Consider the following 19,875-nt stretch of genomic DNA (forward strand, 5'->3'; position numbering starts at 1 on the left):
ACTGGTGGGCGAAGACTAATTTCCCCGCTCTTTCAATATTTCGGGCAGAAGCGTATCGCGCAAGCCCGACGCCAGCCCTTGCCATAAAATACGCAAGAAGCCGTCTGAGGGGAGGCGCTCATACTGTATGGTGCCCGTTTTCCGGCGGTTGGTGTTGCGTATCAATAAATTGGCTAATTTTGAAACAATACGGCGTTTGCGTTTGGCTTGCGTATCTAACACGCTGACCTTGAAGTTGCGATAGATAGCCAGCATTTGCCCACGGTGGTGGCGGTCTTCTATGCTGCCTTTGAATGTGATTTTTTTGATAATGCCTGTTTGAAGACGTACTTGCGCAGTGGGTTCCAGCATGCGATTCAGATAAATAGCCGACATCTGCCCCAAAGTGCCTGCATAAGAAGCTTGCAACACCGGACCATGGCGCGCCATTTCCATGTTGATAGCCAGCACGCCTTGCTTCATGAACAGCGAAGCCATCTCCAGGCGCAGGGGCAAGGAGTCCGGCCGGTCCCCCAGATGATACATCTGCAGGCGGGCATCATGAAAACCAATTTTGCCACTGCCTACGTTGTTCCACTGCTTTTGCTCGTAAGTAATGGTACCCGTTTCAAAAACGACGGTATCGATAAGCCATGTACCGGGGCTTCTCTGCAAAAGCTCATGTGGCATGGGCGGACGACGCAATGGGTTCTTAGCCAAACGCAGGTCATCGGTAGCGGCCAGTTCCCACTTTTTTACCTGAAGGTGCGGAATATATACCTCCTTGCCGTTGAGCAGGGCAGCCCACGGCAGCCGGGGAATACGCAGCGCTTCTATTCTTGCTTGTAAAATGGTTTTGGTATAAAGGCGCTGTTTCCATAAATCATCGACATTGACAGTCGAAAAGACACTTATTTCACCTACTTGCACTGCGGGTTGCGATGCCTGCAAATGAATATGACGAAAGTCAAGGTGGTAAAGCGGATCCGGAAAGTCTATCTCGTAGTGTTTGACGGCCAGCGAAAAGTCGTTGCTTATGTCCGTTTGTCCCTTGGTATGCGTGAAACGTTGAATATAAGCATCGATGCCCCGGACACTATGCCGGGTGATGCCTTGCCGGCTCATCATTTCAAGTTGTAAACGGCTATTTTTGACTTGCAGAGAGTCGATTTGCAAGTAGGCAAAAGGAAAAGCCCTTGTGCTGTCAGCAGGCTGTACAGGCTCTGCCCAATTGTCTTTTTCTATGCTTGCAGACACATTGCCCACTTGTATGCGGCTCACCAACAGACTGTCGCCATGCAGCAAGGCCGGTAAGTCGATGCGCTGCACATACAAATAGGGGAAATAAACATGTGCATATGGGGCACGCCACTGCAAATCGCGCAGCCGCAAGCCACTCCCCTTCGCGTCCCACTGCATGTGGGCAAAGCTTAGTGTATCGTGGGGGCTAAGACGGAAAAAAGAACGTGCCGTAGAACGCAAAAAATGCAGGGAGTCAAGCAGCGGATAGCGCCCGTCAATAGCGCCAACAAGCAGGTTGGCATGCTGCATACGATACTGTATTTGACCGTCTTGCCACAATACATCTGCGTTCGATACCAGTACGGTATCAAGATGCAGTAACCGGAGCGAAAGGGTGGGAGCGGCTTGTACTTGCTGCTTGCCTTTTAGCTCTATTTGTGGTCTGATGAAAGCAAGACTATGTGCATGCAAGCGCCCCTGCTGCCATAGTGAATCCCATGCGATGCCATGAAGGCGTCCTTGCACCATGCGCAAGCGCTGCGAAGGGGTTTGCCGGCTGAAGCGGTGCAGCTGTACAGCTGCCTTTTGCTTGTCTATCGTAAGCGAGTCGAAGCGCAGCTTCGTTTGGTTTTGGAAGGAAAAAAGTCCCTGTTTGGTCTTTATGTAAAAATGCCTACTTAAAAAACTGTTGTGCAGCACATCCAAAGAATCCTGTGCAGACAGGCTGTCTGCCTGAATCAGCAGCTCTTTTATTTCCCCTTCAAGAGGAAATGAAGCTGAAGGCAGCCAATACAACACAGGTACGGAGACATGCAAATGATGAATCAACAAGCGCCATTGGCTTTTTTGTATCCATTGAGCGAGGCGTTGCCCGGGAGGCAGAAAGTGCGTGCTGTCGTTGTCTTTTGCTGCAAGCGCCGGAGACAAATACAGCTCCAGCCCGCTTAGGTGTAAGGTATCGATGTGTAAGCGCTTTTCTTTCCACAAAGCAGACCAGCGCAGCCCGGGAACATAGAGCACAGGCAAAGAGGCCGCCAGGGCAGGGCTGGCAAGGTACAGCTTACGGGCTTCTATGCCCATGGTGTCGGACAGTATATGCAGGTTTTGCATGCCCCATTGCAAGCTGTCGCTTTGGAACTGCAGGCGGCGGGCATGAAAATCTTCTACACATTGTCCCAATGCCTGCCAGGCGGGCAGACTATCTTTTCGCGGGAATTGCAAGGTGCGCAGGCGCAGGCTATAGTCCTGTATTGTCAATTGTGCGTGGGAAGAAGGGAAGCCCAGCAGCAGGTCTCCTTTGTTCACATGAAGCCGCTGTATGCTTAACTGACGAAACCACGCCTGCCATGAAAAAGCCTTTGAGGTATTGCCATTACTTTGGGCTTCAATGTTTGCTTCCCGGGCACCGAGGTAACCTATCGGCAAGCGGCTGTCGTTCCAATAAGTTTGAAAGTCGGGCGTAAGTCGCACATTGTGCAAATAAAGGCTTTGCCCGGTGCCGCGATGGGCTATTTGCCCGATGGACAAATGTTGCCGCAGGGTGTGTAGCTGTATGTCTTTGAGTTGGGTTCGTTTGTTTTGCAGCTGCACTTTCTTCACAAACAGCTGAATGTCTTCGCAGAAAAAAGGCTTTGTGTTGTCAGTGGGCGAAAAGGCATTGGCTTGCAGGTAGATGCCTTCCACGCTGCCTTTAGGAAGTTGTATGTTGCCATCCGACAAGTGCAGACTGTCGATACGCACTTCGTCGAACCATTGCCCGGTGAGTGCCGGAAGCCGGCGTTTCCAGTTTTCTTTTTGAGATAAGAAGGAGGTATTTCCTGCCAATTTCCCATTAAGTTGCAAGCGGGGGGCTTGTAGGAGAATATAATGCAGGTGCAGGCGGCGATCGAAGAAAAGCGCCGTCCACTGAATGCCCTTGACATGAAGACGCTCTGCCTGCAGCTTGCCTTTGGTCCATTGGAGCGAAGGCGACAGAATGTAAAGGTCAGGGTGGCGTGTATCTATATGCAAAGCTGCAAGCTGCATATAGCTCTTGGATGAGCGGATTTGGTAGCGATGCAGCCAAAAGGTGGCATAGCGTGCAAAAAATGGACGCCGGGGCGAGTGAAGAGTATTCTTTTCAACAACAATATCATAGATGTTACTCGAAAGGCTGCCGAGCCGGTGGCTTTGGCTGCCGTTTTCGTAGTCTATCTTTAACCATAAAGACAAGCTGTCTATTTCCACTTCTCCGATGCGTAGCGAGGGCGTAACAGCCTGCACACTTTCCAAAAATGCACGGGTGATGCGATAGTAGTTCAGTTTGCGTTCACCGGATGAACGGCTGCCTTGCTGCTGCCAATGGAGCTGTCCGTTTCGAATGCTTATTTTCCGGATAAAAAGGCTGTCGTGGTGCCAATAATGCCACCAGTCAATATCTTCTATGCGCAACAGTGCCAATTGACTTTGAACAACAGGCTGTGTGCGGTATGTTTGAACTGCCGCCTGCCACCGGCTGCTGTCAGTTTGCAAGACTATGTTTTTGAGTAACAGGCTGCCGTCCTGCCAATCAATGAAGACGTTTTCAATTTCCAGGCTGTAAACACCTTCACTCTGATAATATATCCATTCGGAAATGGCACGTTTTAAAGTGGGAATAAAAAGCCTGTAAAGGATATTGATGGCAAGAAGTCCCACAAAGAGGAATTGACTCACACGCACCAAACGGCGTGCTGCTTTCTGTTGGCGCTTGTGCAGCGGCTGCCTATCCTCTTTGTTTTGTTGCATGGACGCGTGTCGCTTATTCTGTTGTTTCAATGCCAAGTAAGATAAACAACAGAAACGAATGCTGCCAACTTTGGTTGCCCGGTCATTGCTTTAAGACTTAGGTGGCAGGGCAGGGGAACAAGCTGCTCTTTTGTGTCATGAAAGGGCAATACGGCGGTTTAAAATGCTTTTTACCGCTTCAAACAACTGCAGGGGTTCCAGCGTGCGCCATGCCAGCATGTTCAGGCTTTCGCCATAATGTATGTAATAATCAATGCCATATTTTTCCCACTCTTGATAGACATGTGGGCGGAAATTGAGCGCACAAATCCAGCCTTCGTCCAGGTCATCGAACCATTCTTCATAATAAGCGTCGTCGGAGCCGTGAAAATTAAGCACATTTTCACCAATGAGAATAAAGAAACGGATGCCTTGGCGCAGCAGGCGGTCAATGATGTTGCGCTTCAAGTGCATGATGTCGTTGTAAAGCGTATCGTTCCATTCGCCCATCAACTCAATGATGGCAAGCTGCTCGTGATAGTTGCAGTAAAGCAACTTCATATAAAGTGTTTCCGAGCCGAAAAAGTCCCATGCCGGGTCTATATAGTAGTTGTAAATGGCTTGGTTATAGTGCGAAAAGTCATATTGCTTGCCGTAAAAAGGGGAGCGCTCGTCTTCCGATGCATCATAGAAGACGAGCCATCCCTCATATGGCAGAATGGTATGCATAAAAATTACAGCTTAAGCTTGTCCGATTTCACCAAAAAACGCTTGCGCCTGCGCTGTAAGTTCCTCATACAAACGCTCAATGGTTTGCAGGTCGCGATGCAAAAAGCGGTCTTCGCTTACAAAAGGAACATGGTGGCGCAGCTTTTCATGTAGCCAAGCGCTGCCCTTGCCCGTCTGCACAGGCAACAGGTCGCCCAGTTGCCGGATGCGCAAATCAAGTGCCTGCGTGCTGCACAGCAGGTGAATGCACACAATCTTTTTCACATTCTGCAGTATTTCGGCTGCTTGCCGGGCAGCTATGGTGCCCATGCTTACGTGGTCTTCCTGATTGGCACAGGTCGGAATAGAGTCCACCGATGCCGGATGGGCCAGTACTTTGTTTTCAGAAACCAAGGCGGCAGCAGCATATTGCGGAATCATAAGCCCGGAGTGTAGCCCCGAGGTGTCTTCCACCAAGAATGCCGGCAGTCCGTCGTTGGTATGCTCATCTACCAACTTGTTGATTTGCCGTTCCAGCAGATTGCCTATTTCACAAAGCGCTATCTTCAGATAGTCAAGTGCCAGTGCCAAAGGCTGCCCATGGAAGTTGCCCCCGGAGAGTGCGTCGCCTTCATCTACAAACAAAAGAGGGTTGTCCACCACTGCATTCAACTCTTGTTCCACCACAGTACGCACATGTTGAATGGCTTCTATGCTGGCGCCCAGCACCTGTGGGGTGCAGCGCACCGAATAGGCGTCTTGGGGCGATATTTTTTTCTCTATGATAGAAAAGATATTTCGCCACTGTTTCCATGAAGGTTGTTGTTCGCGCAAAGGCAGCAGGCGGTACACATCCTGCGGAAAGGGTTCTATCTTGCCTTCCATCAATCGTTTCAGCTGCCCGGCTACTGCCGGTGCTTGTTCTATGTGTTGCCATAACTCGGCAGGAAGTGCCTTCAGTAAATCGCCGGGTTGCAAGCCCATGAGGCGGCTGCCTTCGGTGGCTGCCCGTATCAAAGCGGCCGTATATTGCTGCCCTTGGTGGCGGCGCAGATGATGAATGCGCGGGTCAAAGGCTTGGGTGCGGGCACATAATGCTTCGAAACAAACAGCGGCTGTCAGGCAAGCAAGTAAAAACAGACGTTCGGCTTCCATGACAGTCAAAGCCCCGATGGCATTCATGACAGTGGTACCGTTGAGCAGGGCAATGCCTTCTTTATGCCATAGTTCCAAAGGGGCGAGCCCTTGCATGCTTAGCCATTCCTTTGCCTGCATGCGTTGCTCTTTCCATATCACTTCGCCTTCGCCAATTAAGGGCAGTGCCATGTGAGCCAGAGGGCAAAGGTCACCACTGGCACCTACCGAGCCTTGCGAGGGAATGACAGGGTATGCCCCTGCGTTCAACATGAAAGCCAGGCGTTCCAGTACCAAAGGGCGGATGCCTGAATGGCCGGCCATGAGCGTATTGAGGCGGATAAGCATGATGGCGCGGCTGGTGGCTTCGTCGAAGGGCGCACCTATGCCCGTGGCATGTGACAGCAACAAATTACGCTGAAGGGCTTGTGCTTGCTCGTAATCGTTGATGACTTTGGCGGCATTGGCACCAAAACCCGTAGTAACACCGTAAATCACATGTTTTTCTTTGACTTGAGCTTGCACGAAGTCGCTGCTGCGCTTGACCGCCTGCATGGCTGTGGGGCACAGACGCACAGTGGCTTGGCGGTGGGCTATTTTATATACCGATTCTATGTCGAGCGATTGACCGTTTAAAACAATTGTTTCCATTATGCTTTTGATTTGCCTGCAAAGTTCAACCTTTTCTTCGAAAAATCTATCATGCTTGCCCTTTCTTTTCTTTTGAAAAGTAGTTTGCCGGCTCACCAATGCTCTACTTTTTTATAAAGCCTGCTTGTTTGTCAATTTGTCTTTTGTGATTGCTTTTTCCTGACAAGGTGTCTTGAATAGCGGCAGCGGTCTGTGTTTTGTTTATACTAAGGGAAAGGAAACATCCGTTTTTTATACGAAACAAAACCGGAAACATCCGTTAATAAAAAAACAGAAAGGAGGAACCATGATGAAAGTGCAAAAAAATTGGATAGTAAGTGGCATCGCTGCTTTGCTGGCGAGTGTGCTTACCGTTCTGGCTGCTTATTACTGGTTGCCTGCCAAGGTGGTCAAGGTAGAAGCTGTAAACAACATGCCGGTCAAAGGGGCTTTGTTTACCCAAAATGAGAATGGCGAGTTTGTACCCATTGATTTCACGGCTACTGCCGAAAAAGTAATGGATGCCGTGGTGCATATCAAATCTACCATGCTGGTGAGCAATCGCTCTATACAGCCCTTCTTCGATGATGATTTGTTCCGTGAGTTTTTTGGACCTGATTTTCGTATAGAGCGCTTCGACGACGGACGGCCGCAGTTACAAATGGGGTCCGGCTCAGGCGTGATTATTTCAGAAGATGGCTACATAGTAACCAACTACCACGTCATCCGCGACGCACAGGAAATAGAGGTAACGCTGCACGACAACCGCACCTTTAAAGCAACAGTGGTGGGCACTGACCCTTCGACCGACTTGGCTGTCTTGAAAATCGATGCCAAAGGCTTGAAGACCATCCCCTTTGGAAATTCCGATGCCGTAAAAGTAGGTGAATGGGTATTGGCAGTAGGCAACCCCTTCAACCTGAACTCAACGGTAACAGCCGGTATTGTAAGTGCCAAGGCGCGCAACATACGCATCTTGCGCGATCAATATGCGGTAGAGTCTTTTATTCAAACCGATGCAGCCATCAACCCCGGTAACAGTGGTGGTGCTTTGGTAAACCTGCAAGGCGACCTGATAGGCATCAATACTGCCATTGCCAGTCCCACCGGCGCTTATGCCGGCTATGGCTTTGCCGTGCCGTCTAAAATCGTTCAGAAGGTGGTGGAAGATATTCTGAAATATGGCTCTGTGCAGCGTGCTTATCTGGGCGTGCTGATTCGCGATGTGGATGGAGTTTTGGCAGAAGAAAAAGGATTGAGCACTACAACCGGGGTGTATGTAGATAGCTTGGTAGAAAATGGCGCAGCCAAAGCAGCCGGTATCAAAGCAGGCGACGTGATTGTAGCCGTAGATGGCAAAAGTGTGAACAACAGCGCCGAATTGCAGGAGTTGATTGCACGCCACCGCCCGGGCGATAAGGTGAGCATTAAAGTATTGCGTGGCAGCAAAGAGAAGGAGCTACAAGTGGTATTGAAAAGCCGGGAAGGTGAAACCCGTATCGCCAAGATAAGCGAAAATCCCGAAGTGGTGGCTCGTTTAGGGGCTGAACTGGCAGACCTGAGCAAGGAAGAAGCCAAGAAGTTCAAGATAAAAGGCGGTGTGAAGGTGCAAAAGGTGTATCCGGGTAAGCTGCGTACGGCCGGTGTAAAAGAAGGCTTCATTATCACACACATTGATAAAGAAGAGGTGCATTCGGTGAAGGAGTTGACCGAAAAATTAGCCAAGAAAGAAGGTGGGGTGATGATTGAAGGTTTTTATGAAGATATGCCCCGTGCTAAATTCTATTACGCCTTTGGCTTGTAATTCAATGTGTTGACTATTCAAGCTTTTATTAGGTAAAGCGGGCTGTATGGCCCGCTTTTTTTGTTTGTTTTAATAAATTGTTAATAAAAAATTTGGATAATTTGAGTGCGGGCCATATATTTGAAGCTGTTTTTAACAAAATGTTACATGTCTTATTAAAATCGATGTCTTATGAAAAAGTTCTTTACTCTTTCTTTATTGATGCTTTTAACCACTTGGGGGTGGGCACAACACCGCGTGTGCTATACCGACCAGGTGCATGAGCGTTTGCTCAAAGAGCATCCCGAAATGGCACAGCGCATGGCTGAAATCGAGCGCCAGACACAGCGCTATGTGGCTTCTTTCAACCAAGCCGAAGCAGCCACCACGGTAATCACCATTCCCGTAGTGGTGCATGTCATTTACAGCAATTCAAATGAAAACATCAGCGATGCGCAAATTCAGTCACAAATCGATGTGCTGAATGAAGACTTTCGCCGCTTGAATGCCGACAAGGTGAATACGCCGGCCGAGTTTGCGCCTTATGCCGCCGATGTGGAAATTCAATTCGTGCTGGCCTCGACCGACCCCAATGGCAACCCTACCAACGGCATTACCCGCAAGGCTTCAAGCCGTACGCAATGGGGCACCAACGACGATATGAAGTATTCCTCAAAAGGTGGGGTGGATGCTTGGCCTACCGACAAATATCTGAACATTTGGGTATGTAATATCGGTGGGGGCATTTTGGGATACGCGCAGTTCCCGGGCGGTCCTGCTGCTACCGATGGGGTGGTTATTAGCCCGCAGTATTTCGGACGTACCGGTTATGTTCAAGCGCCTTTTAATAAAGGACGTACAACCACCCATGAAGTAGGACACTGGTTGAACCTGCGTCATATTTGGGGTGATGGCAATTGTAGTGTGGACGACTTCGTATCGGACACGCCCACTGCCGGTGGTCCTAACTATGGCTGCCCTTCGTACCCCTCCAAATCTTGCCAAAACAATGGCGGATGGACCAGCGACCAGTTCATGAACTACATGGACTATGTAGATGATGCCTGTATGAACATGTTCTCTGCCGGACAGAAAGCCCGTATGCGTGCTTTGTTTGCACCCGGTGGTGCTCGCGAGAGCTTCGCAAACGGAGGTGGCTCTACACCGCCCCCCGCTTCTTACTGTGCTTCCAAAGGCAATGATGCTTCTTACGAGTGGATTCAAACTGTGAAAGTAGGCTCTTTCTCCTATAATTCCGGACAAAATGGAGGTTATGCCGACTTCACCACTCAAACGGTGAATGTAGCACAAGGGGGCAGCTATGCCGTTACCTTAACACCCGGCTTCTCCGGCTCTACCTACAACGAATATTGGAGAATATGGATTGACTTCAACGATGACAAAGATTTTGACGATGCCGGTGAGCTCGTATTTAGCGCCGGACCTTCTACCTCTGCCGTAAGCGGCACTTTGAACATACCTTCTTCGGCAGCTACCGGCGCCAAGCGCATGCGTGTGTCTATGAAATACAACGCAGCGCCTACCGCTTGCGAAACCTTCTCTTATGGCGAAGTGGAAGACTACACCATCAATATAAGCACAGGGGGCACAACTACCTGCAATACACCTGCCGGCTTGAGCGCAAGCAATGTGACGGCTTCTTCTTTCACCCTGAACTGGGGAGCTGTCAGCGGTGCCGTTTCTTACGATGTGCGCGTGCGTGCACAAGGTACTACCTCTTGGACCAACTTCAATGGACAATCATCCACCAGCCTGAATGTAACCGGTGCTGCAGCTTCTACCACCTATGAGTGGCAAGTGCGTACCAACTGCAGTGGCGGCAGCAGTGCTTGGTCTGCAACCCAAACAGTCACCACCTCTGCGGGTACCGTTACTTACTGCAGCTCGGCAGGACAAAACACCTCTGATGAGTGGATTCAGCGCGTGCGTTTAGGTTCTATCGACAACAATTCCGGCAACAACGGCGGTTATGCCGACTTCACTTCGCTTTCTACCAACTTAGCCAAAGGAAGCAGCTACACCATCTATATTACTCCGGCATGGTCCGGTACCAAGTACCGTGAGGCTTACCGCGTGTGGATTGACTTCAACCAAGATGGTGACTTCGACGACGCAGGCGAATTGGTATATTCCCGCGCCCGTACTACCTCTACGAGCATATCGGGCAGCTTTACAGTGCCTTCTTCTGCACTGACCGGTGCTACCCGCATGCGTGTGTCTATGAAGTACAACGCCTATCCGTCGCCTTGCGAAACCTTTACTTATGGCGAAGTGGAAGATTATACGGTGAATATAGTGGCAGCACGTGAGGCTGTGGCAGCACATACTGTATCCGGTATGGAAGTAAACATCTATCCGAATCCTGCCATGCATTTTGCAACACTGTCTATTGCGGGTGGCATCAGCGGCGAAGCTTACACTGTGCGCCTGATGGACATGCAAGGCAAAGTGATTGAGGAGCGCACCGTAACTACTGCCGAAACTACTTTCGACTTATCGAAAACAAAAGCAGGTATTTACCTGTTACAGGTAATTGATAACCAAGGCAATCAAACCATTAAGCGTTTGTCAGTGCAAAACTGATGACGTTGCATAGGACAAGACAAATTAAGCGAAAGCGTCCTGCCGCCTGGCAGGGCGTTTTTTGTTTGCAAGCTGCCTTCGTGCAGCAAAGAAATTCTGTTGTTTATATTTGTAAAAAAGAATCAGCTATGAATACATACGGTACTTTATTCCGTCTGACCACCTTCGGCGAATCCCATGGACCGGGCATTGGCGGCGTGATAGACGGCTGTCCGCCCAATATTGAACTGGACCAAGAGGAGATTCAAAGGGAACTGGAGCGGCGGCGTCCCGGGCAGTCCAAAATAGTGACGCAGCGCAAGGAAAGCGACCGGGTAGAGTTCCTTTCCGGCATCTTCGAAGGAAAAACCACCGGCACGCCCATTGCTTTTTTTATTCGTAATCACGATGCCAAAAGCAAGGATTATGGACATCTGGCACACGCTTTTCGCCCTTCACATGCCGACTATACTTATGCTGTCAAATATGGCATTCGTGACTACCGGGGCGGGGGGCGAAGCTCTGCCCGGGAGACCGCTGCCCGCGTGGTAGCCGGTGCCATTGCCAAGCAGGTATTGCGTCGTGAGGGCATTAAAATATGGGCTTATGTGTCGCAGGTAGGCGAAATAGCCTTGCAAAAGGCTTGGCATGAGCTAAATTCCGAAGCCGTGGAAAGCAATGAGGTGCGCTGCCCGGATGCTCACACAGCCGATGCCATGATTTCGCTGATCCGGCAGGTACGCAAAGAGGGCGATACAATAGGTGGTGTGGTCAGTGGAGTCATCGAGGGCGTACCGCCCGGCTTGGGAGAGCCCGTTTTCGACAAGCTGCATGCCGAACTGGCTAAAGCCATGATGAGCATCAATGCTGCCAAAGGGTTTGAATATGGCAGCGGTTTCGAGGGGGTGAAGATGCGGGGCTCGCAGCACAACGACCTGTTTTACACAGACGAACACGGGCGCGTGCGCACCTGCACCAACTATTCCGGTGGCATACAAGGTGGCATCAGCAATGGCGAAACCATTTACTTCCGGGTTGCCTTCAAGCCGGTAGCTACCCTTATGCGTCCCCAAGAAAGCATAAATGAGCAGGGGGGGAAAACAATCATAGAAGGAAAAGGAAGGCACGACCCCTGCGTGGTACCGCGTGCCGTGCCCATTGTAGAAGCCATGGCAGCCATGGTGATAATGGACTTCCTGCTTCGGCGCAAAGCCTATGCCGCTTTTTAGCCGATTTTAGGCAGCGGTGCCGGCTCTGCCGCGTCACTGTCTTTTTTATCATTGGGGCAGTCATCTACGGGCTTTCCACAGAAACCACAAACGGCGCCTTCTTCACGCAGGAAGGGACTTTGAGAAGCACAGGTGCCGCGCACACTTTCGTCTTTGCCCAGCAGCAGACGTAAGCCCAAGAAAACAAAAAAGATAGCGAAAATGCCTATGGTAAAAAGAAAAGTTGTCATGGCGTGATGAAGAGTTGTTTTGTTACGATAACAACAAAGCGCTGCAAAAGATTGCGTTTTTATAAAACAGCTTCCAACGGGAAGGTTTCTTTCAGGCGGATGCCTTTTTCGGTGCGATGCACGCGTGCGCATTGATGGCGGGCATCATGTTCGAAGAAAAACACATAATCGTTTTGTACGGCTTCTTCGAGCATGCGGGCTTTCTCTTCGAAGGTAAGCAAGGGGCGCACGTCGTAGCCCATGACATAATGCACCGGTATATGGGCATGAGAAGGAATGAGGTCGGCAGCGTACACAATCCGCTGTTTACCATAATGGATGATGGGAATCAGCTGTTTTTCCGTGTGACCGTCGGCAAAAAAGAAATCGATGTGCTCGAAAGGCGAAGGCTGCCCTTCTTCTATAAAGTGCAAATGCCCGCTTTCCTTAATGGGCATGAAGTTTTCCTGCAAGAAAGAGTGTACTTCCCGGGCGTTGGGGTGCGTAGCCCATTCCCAATGGCGCGTGTTAGACCAGTAGCGTGCATTGGGAAAAGTCAGGCTATACCGCTCTCCTTGTTTCTGCACGGCACCGCCCACGTGGTCAAAGTGCAAGTGGGTGAGGATGACATCCGTTACTTCGGTAGGCGAGAAGCCCGCTTTTTGAATAGAGCCGAGCAGGCTGGCGTCGCCATGCAGGTAGTAGTGCTTAAAGAAGCTTTCAGGCTGCTTGTTGCCAATGCCCGTGTCTACGAGTATGAGACGGTCGCCGTCTTCGATGAGCAAACAGCGCATGGCCCAGGTGCACATGTTGTTTTCGTCGGCAGGCACATAGCGTTGCCATATAGACTTAGGGACGATGCCAAACATCGCCCCACCGTCTAATTTAAAAAAGCCGGTTTCTATAACGTGTAATTGCATTGGTTCTCTTCTGTTTTTAAGCCGGGTTTTCAATGAATACGCCCATGCGTGAAAATTTGTCGATACGGGCAGCCAGCAACTGCGTCGTATCTTCTTTTTTCAACGTTTCGATATCACGCAAAATGAACTCCTTTACTGTTTGGAAGGTCGTTTCCGGGTCTTGATGGGCGCCGCCCAACGGTTCGGGAATAATGCCGTCAATCAGTTTATTGTTGAGCATGTCTTCGGCTGTGAGCTTGAGCGCTTCGGCAGCCTGCTCTTTGTAATCCCAGCTGCGCCACAGAATAGAAGAGCAGGACTCGGGCGATATGACCGAATACCAGGTGTTTTCAAGCATATATACGCGGTCGCCGATGGCTATGCCCAAGGCACCACCTGAAGCCCCTTCACCAATGACAATGCAGATGATGGGCACTTTAATACGAAACATTTCGCGCAGGTTGCGGGCGATGGCTTCCCCTTGACCGCGCTCTTCGGCTTCCATGCCGGGAAAGGCACCGGGCGTATCTATGAGCGTGACAATCGGCTTGCCAAATTTTTCAGCCAGTCGCATCAGGCGCAAGGCTTTGCGGTAGCCTTCGGGGTTGGCCATGCCAAAGTTGCGGTATTGGCGCTCTTTGGTGTTGCGCCCTTTCTGATGCCCTATGAACATGATGGTTTGCTCGCCGATGCGCCCGAAGCCGCCCACGATGGCTTTGTCGTCGCGCACTTGGCGGTCGCCGTGCAGCTCAATGAACTCTTCACAGAGCGCGCGGATATAGTCCATGGTGTAGGGACGTTCGGGATGGCGCGACAGCTGCACACGTTGCCAGGGGGTCAGGTTGCTGTAGGTTTCCTTTTTCAATTTCTGAATGCTTTCTTTCAGACTGTTGATAGCTTCATCAAAGCTATGTGTATTTTTTTCTTTTGCCATCTGAATCATTTCTTCAAGCCTCGCCTCCAGTTCGGCGATGGGTTTTTCAAAGTCGAGATACACTTTGTTGTTTGCCATAATTAAGTGTTTTGTTTTTCAAATGCACTTCTGATGGATGCAGCCACGGCAGCCAATTCTTCGGGGGTGGCTTTCATCCGGTGTGCAAAGTTAATATCATGAATTGAATTGAGCGGTATCAAGTGGACATGGGCATGAGGCACTTCCAAACCGACTACCGCCACGCCAATACGTTGGCAGGGTACCACCGCCTCGATGGCTTTGGCTACTTTTTTTGAAAAGACGTGCAAGCCGGCCAGCAGGTCGTCGGGCAGGTCAAAGATATAGTCTATTTCTTCTTTGGGAATGACCAGCGTGTGCCCTTTGGCTACGGGCATGATGTCGAGGAAAGCCAGATAACGCTCATCTTCAGCAATTTTATGGCAGGGTATTTCGCCACGCACGATTTTGGTAAATATAGAAGCCATAGCGTTTTGCGGATTTGGTGTTAGGGTAAATATCATGAAAAAAGCCGGTAAGCACAAGCTTTACCGGCGTGGGTATGTTGGAATACTTTCATCTTTCGAAAGCTTACAGTTGCGCCAACGAGATTTCGAGTATCTCGAAAGTGATGGTGCCTGCCGGCACGGAAATATCTACCTTTTCGCCTACTTTTTTGCCCAGTAAGCCTTTGCCTATGGGCGACTGCACCGATATCTTGTTTTCTTTTAAATTGGCTTCTTCTTCGGGCACGAGTGTGTAGGTCATCTCCATGCCGTTTTTGGTGTTGCGTATTTTAACGGTGGTTAAAATAGACACCTTCGACAAGTCTATATTGCTCTCATCAATGATGCGCGCATTGCTGATAAGCTCTTCCAGCTGCGATATCTTCAGCTCCAGCAAGCCCTGTGCATCTTTTGCCGCATCATATTCTGCGTTTTCGCTGAGGTCACCTTTATCGCGGGCTTCGGCTATTTGGCGGGCTATTTCGGCGCGTCCTTTGGTTTTCAGCTCCTGCAATTCGGCTTTCAATCGCTCCAATCCTTCTTTGGTATAATAATTTATCTTTGCCATAGAAATCTTTCTTTTGAATTACCCATAAATAAAAAAGAGAACGGTCATATGTTTTACCATAGACCGCTCTTGTTTTGTTCTTGATTACAAAGGTAAAAAATCATTCTAAAAAAAGCAAGTGTTGCCACTTTCTCAACTTTCATCCTGAAAAAAACGTATATTTGAGCGTTACTTGTTTGTTCATCTAAAAAACGATAAGGTTATGAAACAGTTCGTGGTATTGGTGTTTACTTTGGCATTGATGGTTTTTGCACAGAACGCTTCTGCACAAGTGCAGGCCGTATCGCCGGCAGCGCATCAAGTGAAGCAGGTGGAGAAGGTAGAAAAGAAAAAGTGTGACAAGTGTAAAGAAGGCAAGAAGTGTGAAAAGTGCAAAGCTAAAGCCAAAGCACATGCTAAAGCAGAAGAAAAAAGCTGCTGCAAGAAAGGCAAAAAAGACGCTTGCGACAAGCGCAAAGAAGAATCGGAAGAACATGACGACTAACACACCGGAAGTTTAAGCAAAAAAGAAAGCGGGCAAAAGAAGTCCGCTTTTTTCTTTTATCATAAAGTTATCGTTAAATTTTAACCACAAAGCCGATAACTTTACACTACCTTATGCGCTCTTTATTGCAACGTTCTTTTTGGCGGAAGCTCTTTTTTGCTTCCTTTATCGCACTTTTGTTGCTGCAGTTGCTTTTGTTTATTCAGCTTGTCCCCCCTTTGCCTTTGGGGCGAAGTCTGCTTTTTCTTTTCCTTTGGCTGTTCCAGGCTGCCATTGTGTGGGCGCTTTTTCGCTGCTTGCAAGACCTGCATCACGAGCTGGAAACACAGACAGCCGGGCAGCAGGTAGCCCAGCAGTTGCTTGAGAGGCACCAGGCAGAGCTCGAAAAGGCATTACAAGACATTCAGGTGGTCAGTGAAATAGGTAAAAAAATTACGGCAAGCCTTTCCTTGGAAAAAACCCTGCATGTCATTGCCGGCTATTTGGACGGGCGCTTGCCTTATGAGGTGTTGGCCATTGTGCAGTATGATATGTTTCGTACTACCTTCGACACGGCATGCCACTTGCTGCGCACAGACAAGGAACTGCCGCTTTCTGCATGGATTATAGAGGATGTTTGTGCTTACAGTCTTCGCCGCAGGCGTACTGTACATACCCGCGACTTTCAGGAGGAAGGGGGCGAGTACATCGAATCGGCGGTTGAAACGCCTATCCGCTCACTCGTTTGCGTGCCGCTCATCAGTTCGTCTATTAAGCTGGGCTGCTTGTATGTGGCTTCTTGTCAAGCCGGTGTGTACACAGCCGAAGAGGTAGACTTCCTTGAAAGTATTGCCGTTTATTTGGCTATTGCCATGGAGAATGCACAAGTGTATGCCCGTGTGGAAAAGCAAACCGAGCAAATCAAACTCAAAAACAAACGCATTACCGACAGCATCAACTATGCCAGTCATATCCAACAGTCCATCTTGCCCAAGATGGAAGACATACGGCGCGCTTTTCCGGAATCGTTTGTGATTTATGAGCCCAAAGATGTGGTGAGTGGCGACTTCTATTGGTTTCAAGAGGTAGGTAGCAAACAAATACTGGCCGCCGTTGATTGCACGGGGCATGGTGTGCCGGGGGCTTTCATGAGCCTGATTGGCGCTAACCTGCTCAATGAGATTGTATTGGGGCGGGGCATTGTGGATCCGGACAGCATCTTGGCAGAATTGCACAAAGGCATTCAGCGCCTGCTCAAGCAAGACGAAACCAAAATGCAAGACGGCATGGATGCCGGTATTTGCACCATCGACCGTCGTACGAAAATTATGAAGTTTGCCGGGGCTAAGATGCCTTTAATTTATATTCAACAAGGACAAATGCACGAAATCAAAGGAGGAAAGAAGCCGGTAGGGGGCATATGGACCGTGGGCGAGGACCCCAAGGCGTTCCATCGCCGCTTTGTGAATTTGACTATCCCCACCACCTTCTATCTCTTTTCAGATGGCTACCCCGATCAATTTGGTGGACCCGAAGGGCGCAAGTTCATGCGTAAGCGCCTGCGGCGTTTGCTAATGGACATCCACCGCCTGTCCATGGAGCAGCAAAAAGAAATCCTTATTGAAACACTGAACAGTTGGCGCTATGGGGAGAATTACTTCCACAAACAGGTGGATGATATTTTGCTATTGGGGGTGAAACTGCATTTATTATAGCAAGGCAACAAACAAAAAAAGCGGGCTTTTGCCCGCTTTTCGTGACCTCGGGAGGATTCGAACCCCCAACCTTCTGATCCGTAGTCAGATGCTCTATCCAATTGAGCTACGAGGCCTTTTGCTTTTTTCGACTTCGTTTTTCCGTCGAATTGCAATGCAAAGGTAGTAGCTTCGAAAAAACTGTGCAAGCATTTTTTGAAAATTTTTTTTGAAAAAAATGTACGTACTTGTTTATCAGCAGGTTTTTTTGTAAAAAAATGCCGGTGGTTGTTGTGTTTCTTTTGATTTCAAGGTTTCGGAAGATAGCGCGCCCGGAGGTGCCGTGCCAGCGGTTTTAATTTAGGCGCTTCGCTGACTTCAAAAAAAATATACGGACTTGCTTGTGTAGGCTTCGGTTGCATGAGCCACCGGTGCAACGCTTCCGGTTTACCGGCTTCGTTGATTTCTTCAAGCACCAAGCCGTAGTAGAGCCCATCGGCATATTGACTGGCAACACTTTGCCAAAACGGATGCGCTGTGCCTACTATGGGCATGTGCCACGATAAATATTCATACAATTTGGTGGGTACGCGACGGGCAATGCTTTTTTTAGGATGATACAGCATGAGGCCCACACCGCCTGCCCGCAAAGTTCCTTCTATGATATCGTACGCCACAGGCTGGAAGGAAACATGGCGGCTGTCAATGAAAGGGGCTTCCAACAAACGAAGCGCTTCGCTTGTAAGAGCAGGCGAAAGCTGTCCTGCCAATACCAAATGATAGCGGCTATCGAGGGCGTGTAACCGGCGACAAAGCGCCACCGCTTCGAGCAAACCAAAAAGGCTGCTAAGTGTGCCGGTTAGTACCAGGCGGAAAGGGTTGTGCACCGGAGCAGGTTGCGCATGCCGCCGCACCTTGTTGGCTATGTATAAGGCATGAGGATGTTTGCGCAAAGAGGGGATTTCCTCGGCATAGCAGGCTTCGGCATAAAGTATGCATTGCACGCGGGGCAAAAGAAGGCGGTAACATGCACGAACCATCCATGCCCAAAGGAAGCGAAACCGGTAACCTTCGTGTGCTTTTACGTTGGCTTCATAATTTTCTTGCAGGTCCAATATCAAATAAGCCCCTGAAAGCAAACGGTAAAGCAAGGCGAAAGGGAGCAACTCAAGTGCGCAAACCATCACTACCCGGGGGCGCAGGCGCCAAAGCAAGCGCAAAAAGCGCATGACTGCCCCCAAGCGTGCAAAGGACAGGCGCCGCCCTCTGAATAAAGAAAACTCATTGGCAGCTTGTGGCAGTCCGTATCCTGCAAAATAAAAACGTGCTTCGGGCAAATGGCGCCCCAATGCCCAACTTAGTTTGTGGTAATGTCGTATATCTCGAATGGGCTTCAACACCGAAGCAACTAAAATCACAATACCGTTGGGTTTCTTGCCTGCTGAAGCCGGAAGCCTGCTCATTGTGCAGTTTTTTATTATATTTTCGCAACATACAAATTTTTTCAGCGAATGCGGAAGCTACTGACAACCGTCTTATGCTTGCTTGTCTTTCAAGGGGTTGCCCAGCAAGATATTTCACACATCAATGCCCGTAAATTCATACGGCAGGTGTTGATGATTTATGCGCCGGAAGAGTATGCCATGCTGGAGACCTACTATCGCACACCTTCCGAGTTTACCCTTTCCAATGCCACTTTTAAAGTAGGGCGCCATATAGATTTTTTGCACTATATCATTGACACGACACGCAAAGACCTGGCAGTAAACTCGGTGCCGGTGATGGTGCACGAAATGACACACCTTTATGCTCACCGTCGTGCTTATGCGCTCATTCAAAAACGGGGGATGCCCTTTTCGCCGGGGAATGAATACTTGTGTTTCTCTCTGGACACCACGCGTGAGGTGCTTGTGAAGCTGAAACCTACCCCGCCGGCACGCTTGATGGCAGCTTCGGTACCCGAAGCACTGCGTGAAAATAAATTTTATGAGTTTATAGAGACCGATGACGAAAGCATGATGCCACAGCAGGAAGGCATCTATGGGCTGTTGGACGAGTGGCATGCTTATTTGCATAGCGCCCGGGTGGCTTTTGCCCTTCATCGTTTTTATGAACGTGAAGCATTTTATGGCGCCCTGACCACCGATTATAACGAGCGCCCCTTGCATGATGATAAGCCGTGGAAAGACTTTTTTACGAACTTCTACGAAATGTACCTGCCCTATATTGAGTTTAAGTATTACATCCTGCAGTACCTGGCTTATTGTAAGCAGCACCGGCCCGAAGTGTATGATTATATCATTTTTGAAGACGAAGCTTTTCGAAAGGCATATAAAATGATAGACGAGGCTTACAGGCAGGTGATTGCGCAGTTTATAGACTACAAACCACGGGTGATGGATTTGCTCGCCAAGTTGAGCATAGACGTGTCGGAAGAAAACATGGGCGGGCAGTATTTCATGTTTATCAATGAATCGGGAATTGCTACTTATCAAAGCCTGTATGAAGCTTTTGAAAAAGAAATACAAAAAGAAGAACTTAGCGAAATAGATTTCTACTTAAAACAGTGAGC

The 19,875-nt window shown here is 49.3% G+C and carries 15 protein-coding genes and 1 tRNA gene; 6 read left to right on the forward strand and 10 right to left on the reverse strand.

Annotated elements, in window-relative coordinates; genetic code table 11:
- Positions 1-15: 15 nt before the first annotated feature.
- The 3 genes from QVE43_RS00315 to hutH all read right to left on the reverse strand — a co-directional run bounded on the left by QVE43_RS00315 (position 16) and on the right by hutH (position 6,459).
- Positions 16-3,987, reverse strand: coding sequence for a hypothetical protein (locus QVE43_RS00315; RefSeq protein WP_288003679.1), 3,972 nt, complete (start codon positions 3,985-3,987; stop codon positions 16-18).
- Between the two features lie 135 nt (positions 3,988-4,122).
- Positions 4,123-4,695: a hypothetical protein gene (locus QVE43_RS00320; protein WP_288003681.1), complete on the reverse strand. Its 573-nt coding sequence runs from the start codon at positions 4,693-4,695 to the stop codon at positions 4,123-4,125.
- A gap of 12 nt (positions 4,696-4,707) precedes the next feature.
- Entirely contained in the window at positions 4,708-6,459 is a 1,752-nt protein-coding gene (hutH, locus tag QVE43_RS00325) for a histidine ammonia-lyase (RefSeq protein ID WP_288003683.1), read from the reverse strand.
- Between the two features lie 286 nt (positions 6,460-6,745).
- Between hutH and QVE43_RS00330 the strand changes: the two genes are divergently transcribed.
- From QVE43_RS00330 to aroC, 3 genes are all read left to right on the forward strand, one after another.
- Positions 6,746-8,242: a Do family serine endopeptidase gene (locus QVE43_RS00330; protein ID WP_288003685.1), complete on the forward strand. Its 1,497-nt coding sequence runs from the start codon at positions 6,746-6,748 to the stop codon at positions 8,240-8,242.
- Positions 8,243-8,413: 171 nt separating this feature from the next.
- The gene (locus tag QVE43_RS00335; protein WP_288003687.1) at positions 8,414-10,825 is read left to right on the forward strand and encodes a GEVED domain-containing protein; all 2,412 of its coding nucleotides are present in this window, start codon (positions 8,414-8,416) and stop codon (positions 10,823-10,825) included.
- 128 nt (positions 10,826-10,953) lie between these two features.
- Entirely contained in the window at positions 10,954-12,033 is a 1,080-nt protein-coding gene (gene aroC / locus QVE43_RS00340; RefSeq protein WP_288003689.1) for a chorismate synthase, read from the forward strand.
- On the opposite strand, the gene QVE43_RS00345 is transcribed toward aroC, so the two are convergent.
- The 5 genes from QVE43_RS00345 to greA form a co-directional block, all read right to left on the reverse strand.
- Positions 12,030-12,263, reverse strand: a complete 234-nt coding sequence (locus QVE43_RS00345) for a hypothetical protein (protein WP_038030713.1) — start codon at positions 12,261-12,263, stop codon at positions 12,030-12,032. The two genes, aroC and QVE43_RS00345, sit on opposite strands and share 4 nt — an antisense overlap.
- 59 nt (positions 12,264-12,322) lie before the next feature.
- On the reverse strand, positions 12,323-13,162 hold the full coding sequence (locus QVE43_RS00350; RefSeq protein ID WP_288003691.1) for an MBL fold metallo-hydrolase: 840 nt from the start codon (positions 13,160-13,162) through the stop codon (positions 12,323-12,325).
- A gap of 16 nt (positions 13,163-13,178) precedes the next feature.
- Positions 13,179-14,153 carry an acetyl-CoA carboxylase carboxyltransferase subunit alpha gene (locus tag QVE43_RS00355; protein ID WP_288003693.1) on the reverse strand — a complete coding sequence of 325 codons (975 nt, stop codon included), beginning with the start codon at positions 14,151-14,153 and terminating at the stop codon, positions 13,179-13,181.
- Between the two features lie 2 nt (positions 14,154-14,155).
- The gene (locus tag QVE43_RS00360) at positions 14,156-14,560 is read right to left on the reverse strand and encodes an HIT family protein (RefSeq protein WP_038030717.1); all 405 of its coding nucleotides are present in this window, start codon (positions 14,558-14,560) and stop codon (positions 14,156-14,158) included.
- 103 nt (positions 14,561-14,663) lie between these two features.
- Positions 14,664-15,146: a transcription elongation factor GreA gene (gene greA / locus QVE43_RS00365; protein ID WP_288003696.1), complete on the reverse strand. Its 483-nt coding sequence runs from the start codon at positions 15,144-15,146 to the stop codon at positions 14,664-14,666.
- 202 nt (positions 15,147-15,348) lie between these two features.
- Between greA and QVE43_RS00370 the strand changes: the two genes are divergently transcribed.
- Both QVE43_RS00370 and QVE43_RS00375 read left to right on the forward strand, forming a co-directional pair.
- Entirely contained in the window at positions 15,349-15,630 is a 282-nt protein-coding gene (locus tag QVE43_RS00370) for a hypothetical protein (protein WP_288003698.1), read from the forward strand.
- A 113-nt stretch (positions 15,631-15,743) separates the two neighbouring features.
- Positions 15,744-17,324, forward strand: a complete 1,581-nt coding sequence (locus QVE43_RS00375) for a GAF domain-containing SpoIIE family protein phosphatase (RefSeq protein WP_288003699.1) — start codon at positions 15,744-15,746, stop codon at positions 17,322-17,324.
- A gap of 42 nt (positions 17,325-17,366) precedes the next feature.
- Here the strand turns inward: QVE43_RS00375 and QVE43_RS00380 are convergent.
- Positions 17,367-17,440 (reverse strand) — tRNA-Arg (locus tag QVE43_RS00380).
- 171 nt (positions 17,441-17,611) lie between these two features.
- The gene (locus tag QVE43_RS00385; protein ID WP_288003701.1) at positions 17,612-18,766 is read right to left on the reverse strand and encodes a hypothetical protein; all 1,155 of its coding nucleotides are present in this window, start codon (positions 18,764-18,766) and stop codon (positions 17,612-17,614) included.
- A 48-nt stretch (positions 18,767-18,814) separates the two neighbouring features.
- On the opposite strand from QVE43_RS00385, the gene QVE43_RS00390 reads away from it, so the two are divergent.
- Positions 18,815-19,873: a hypothetical protein gene (locus QVE43_RS00390; protein WP_288003703.1), complete on the forward strand. Its 1,059-nt coding sequence runs from the start codon at positions 18,815-18,817 to the stop codon at positions 19,871-19,873.
- Positions 19,874-19,875: the final 2 nt, after the last annotated feature.

Origin of the sequence: Thermonema sp. (assembly GCF_026003375.1) — a bacterium.
In the GTDB taxonomy this organism is placed as follows: Bacteria; Bacteroidota; Bacteroidia; order Cytophagales; family Thermonemataceae; genus Thermonema; species Thermonema rossianum.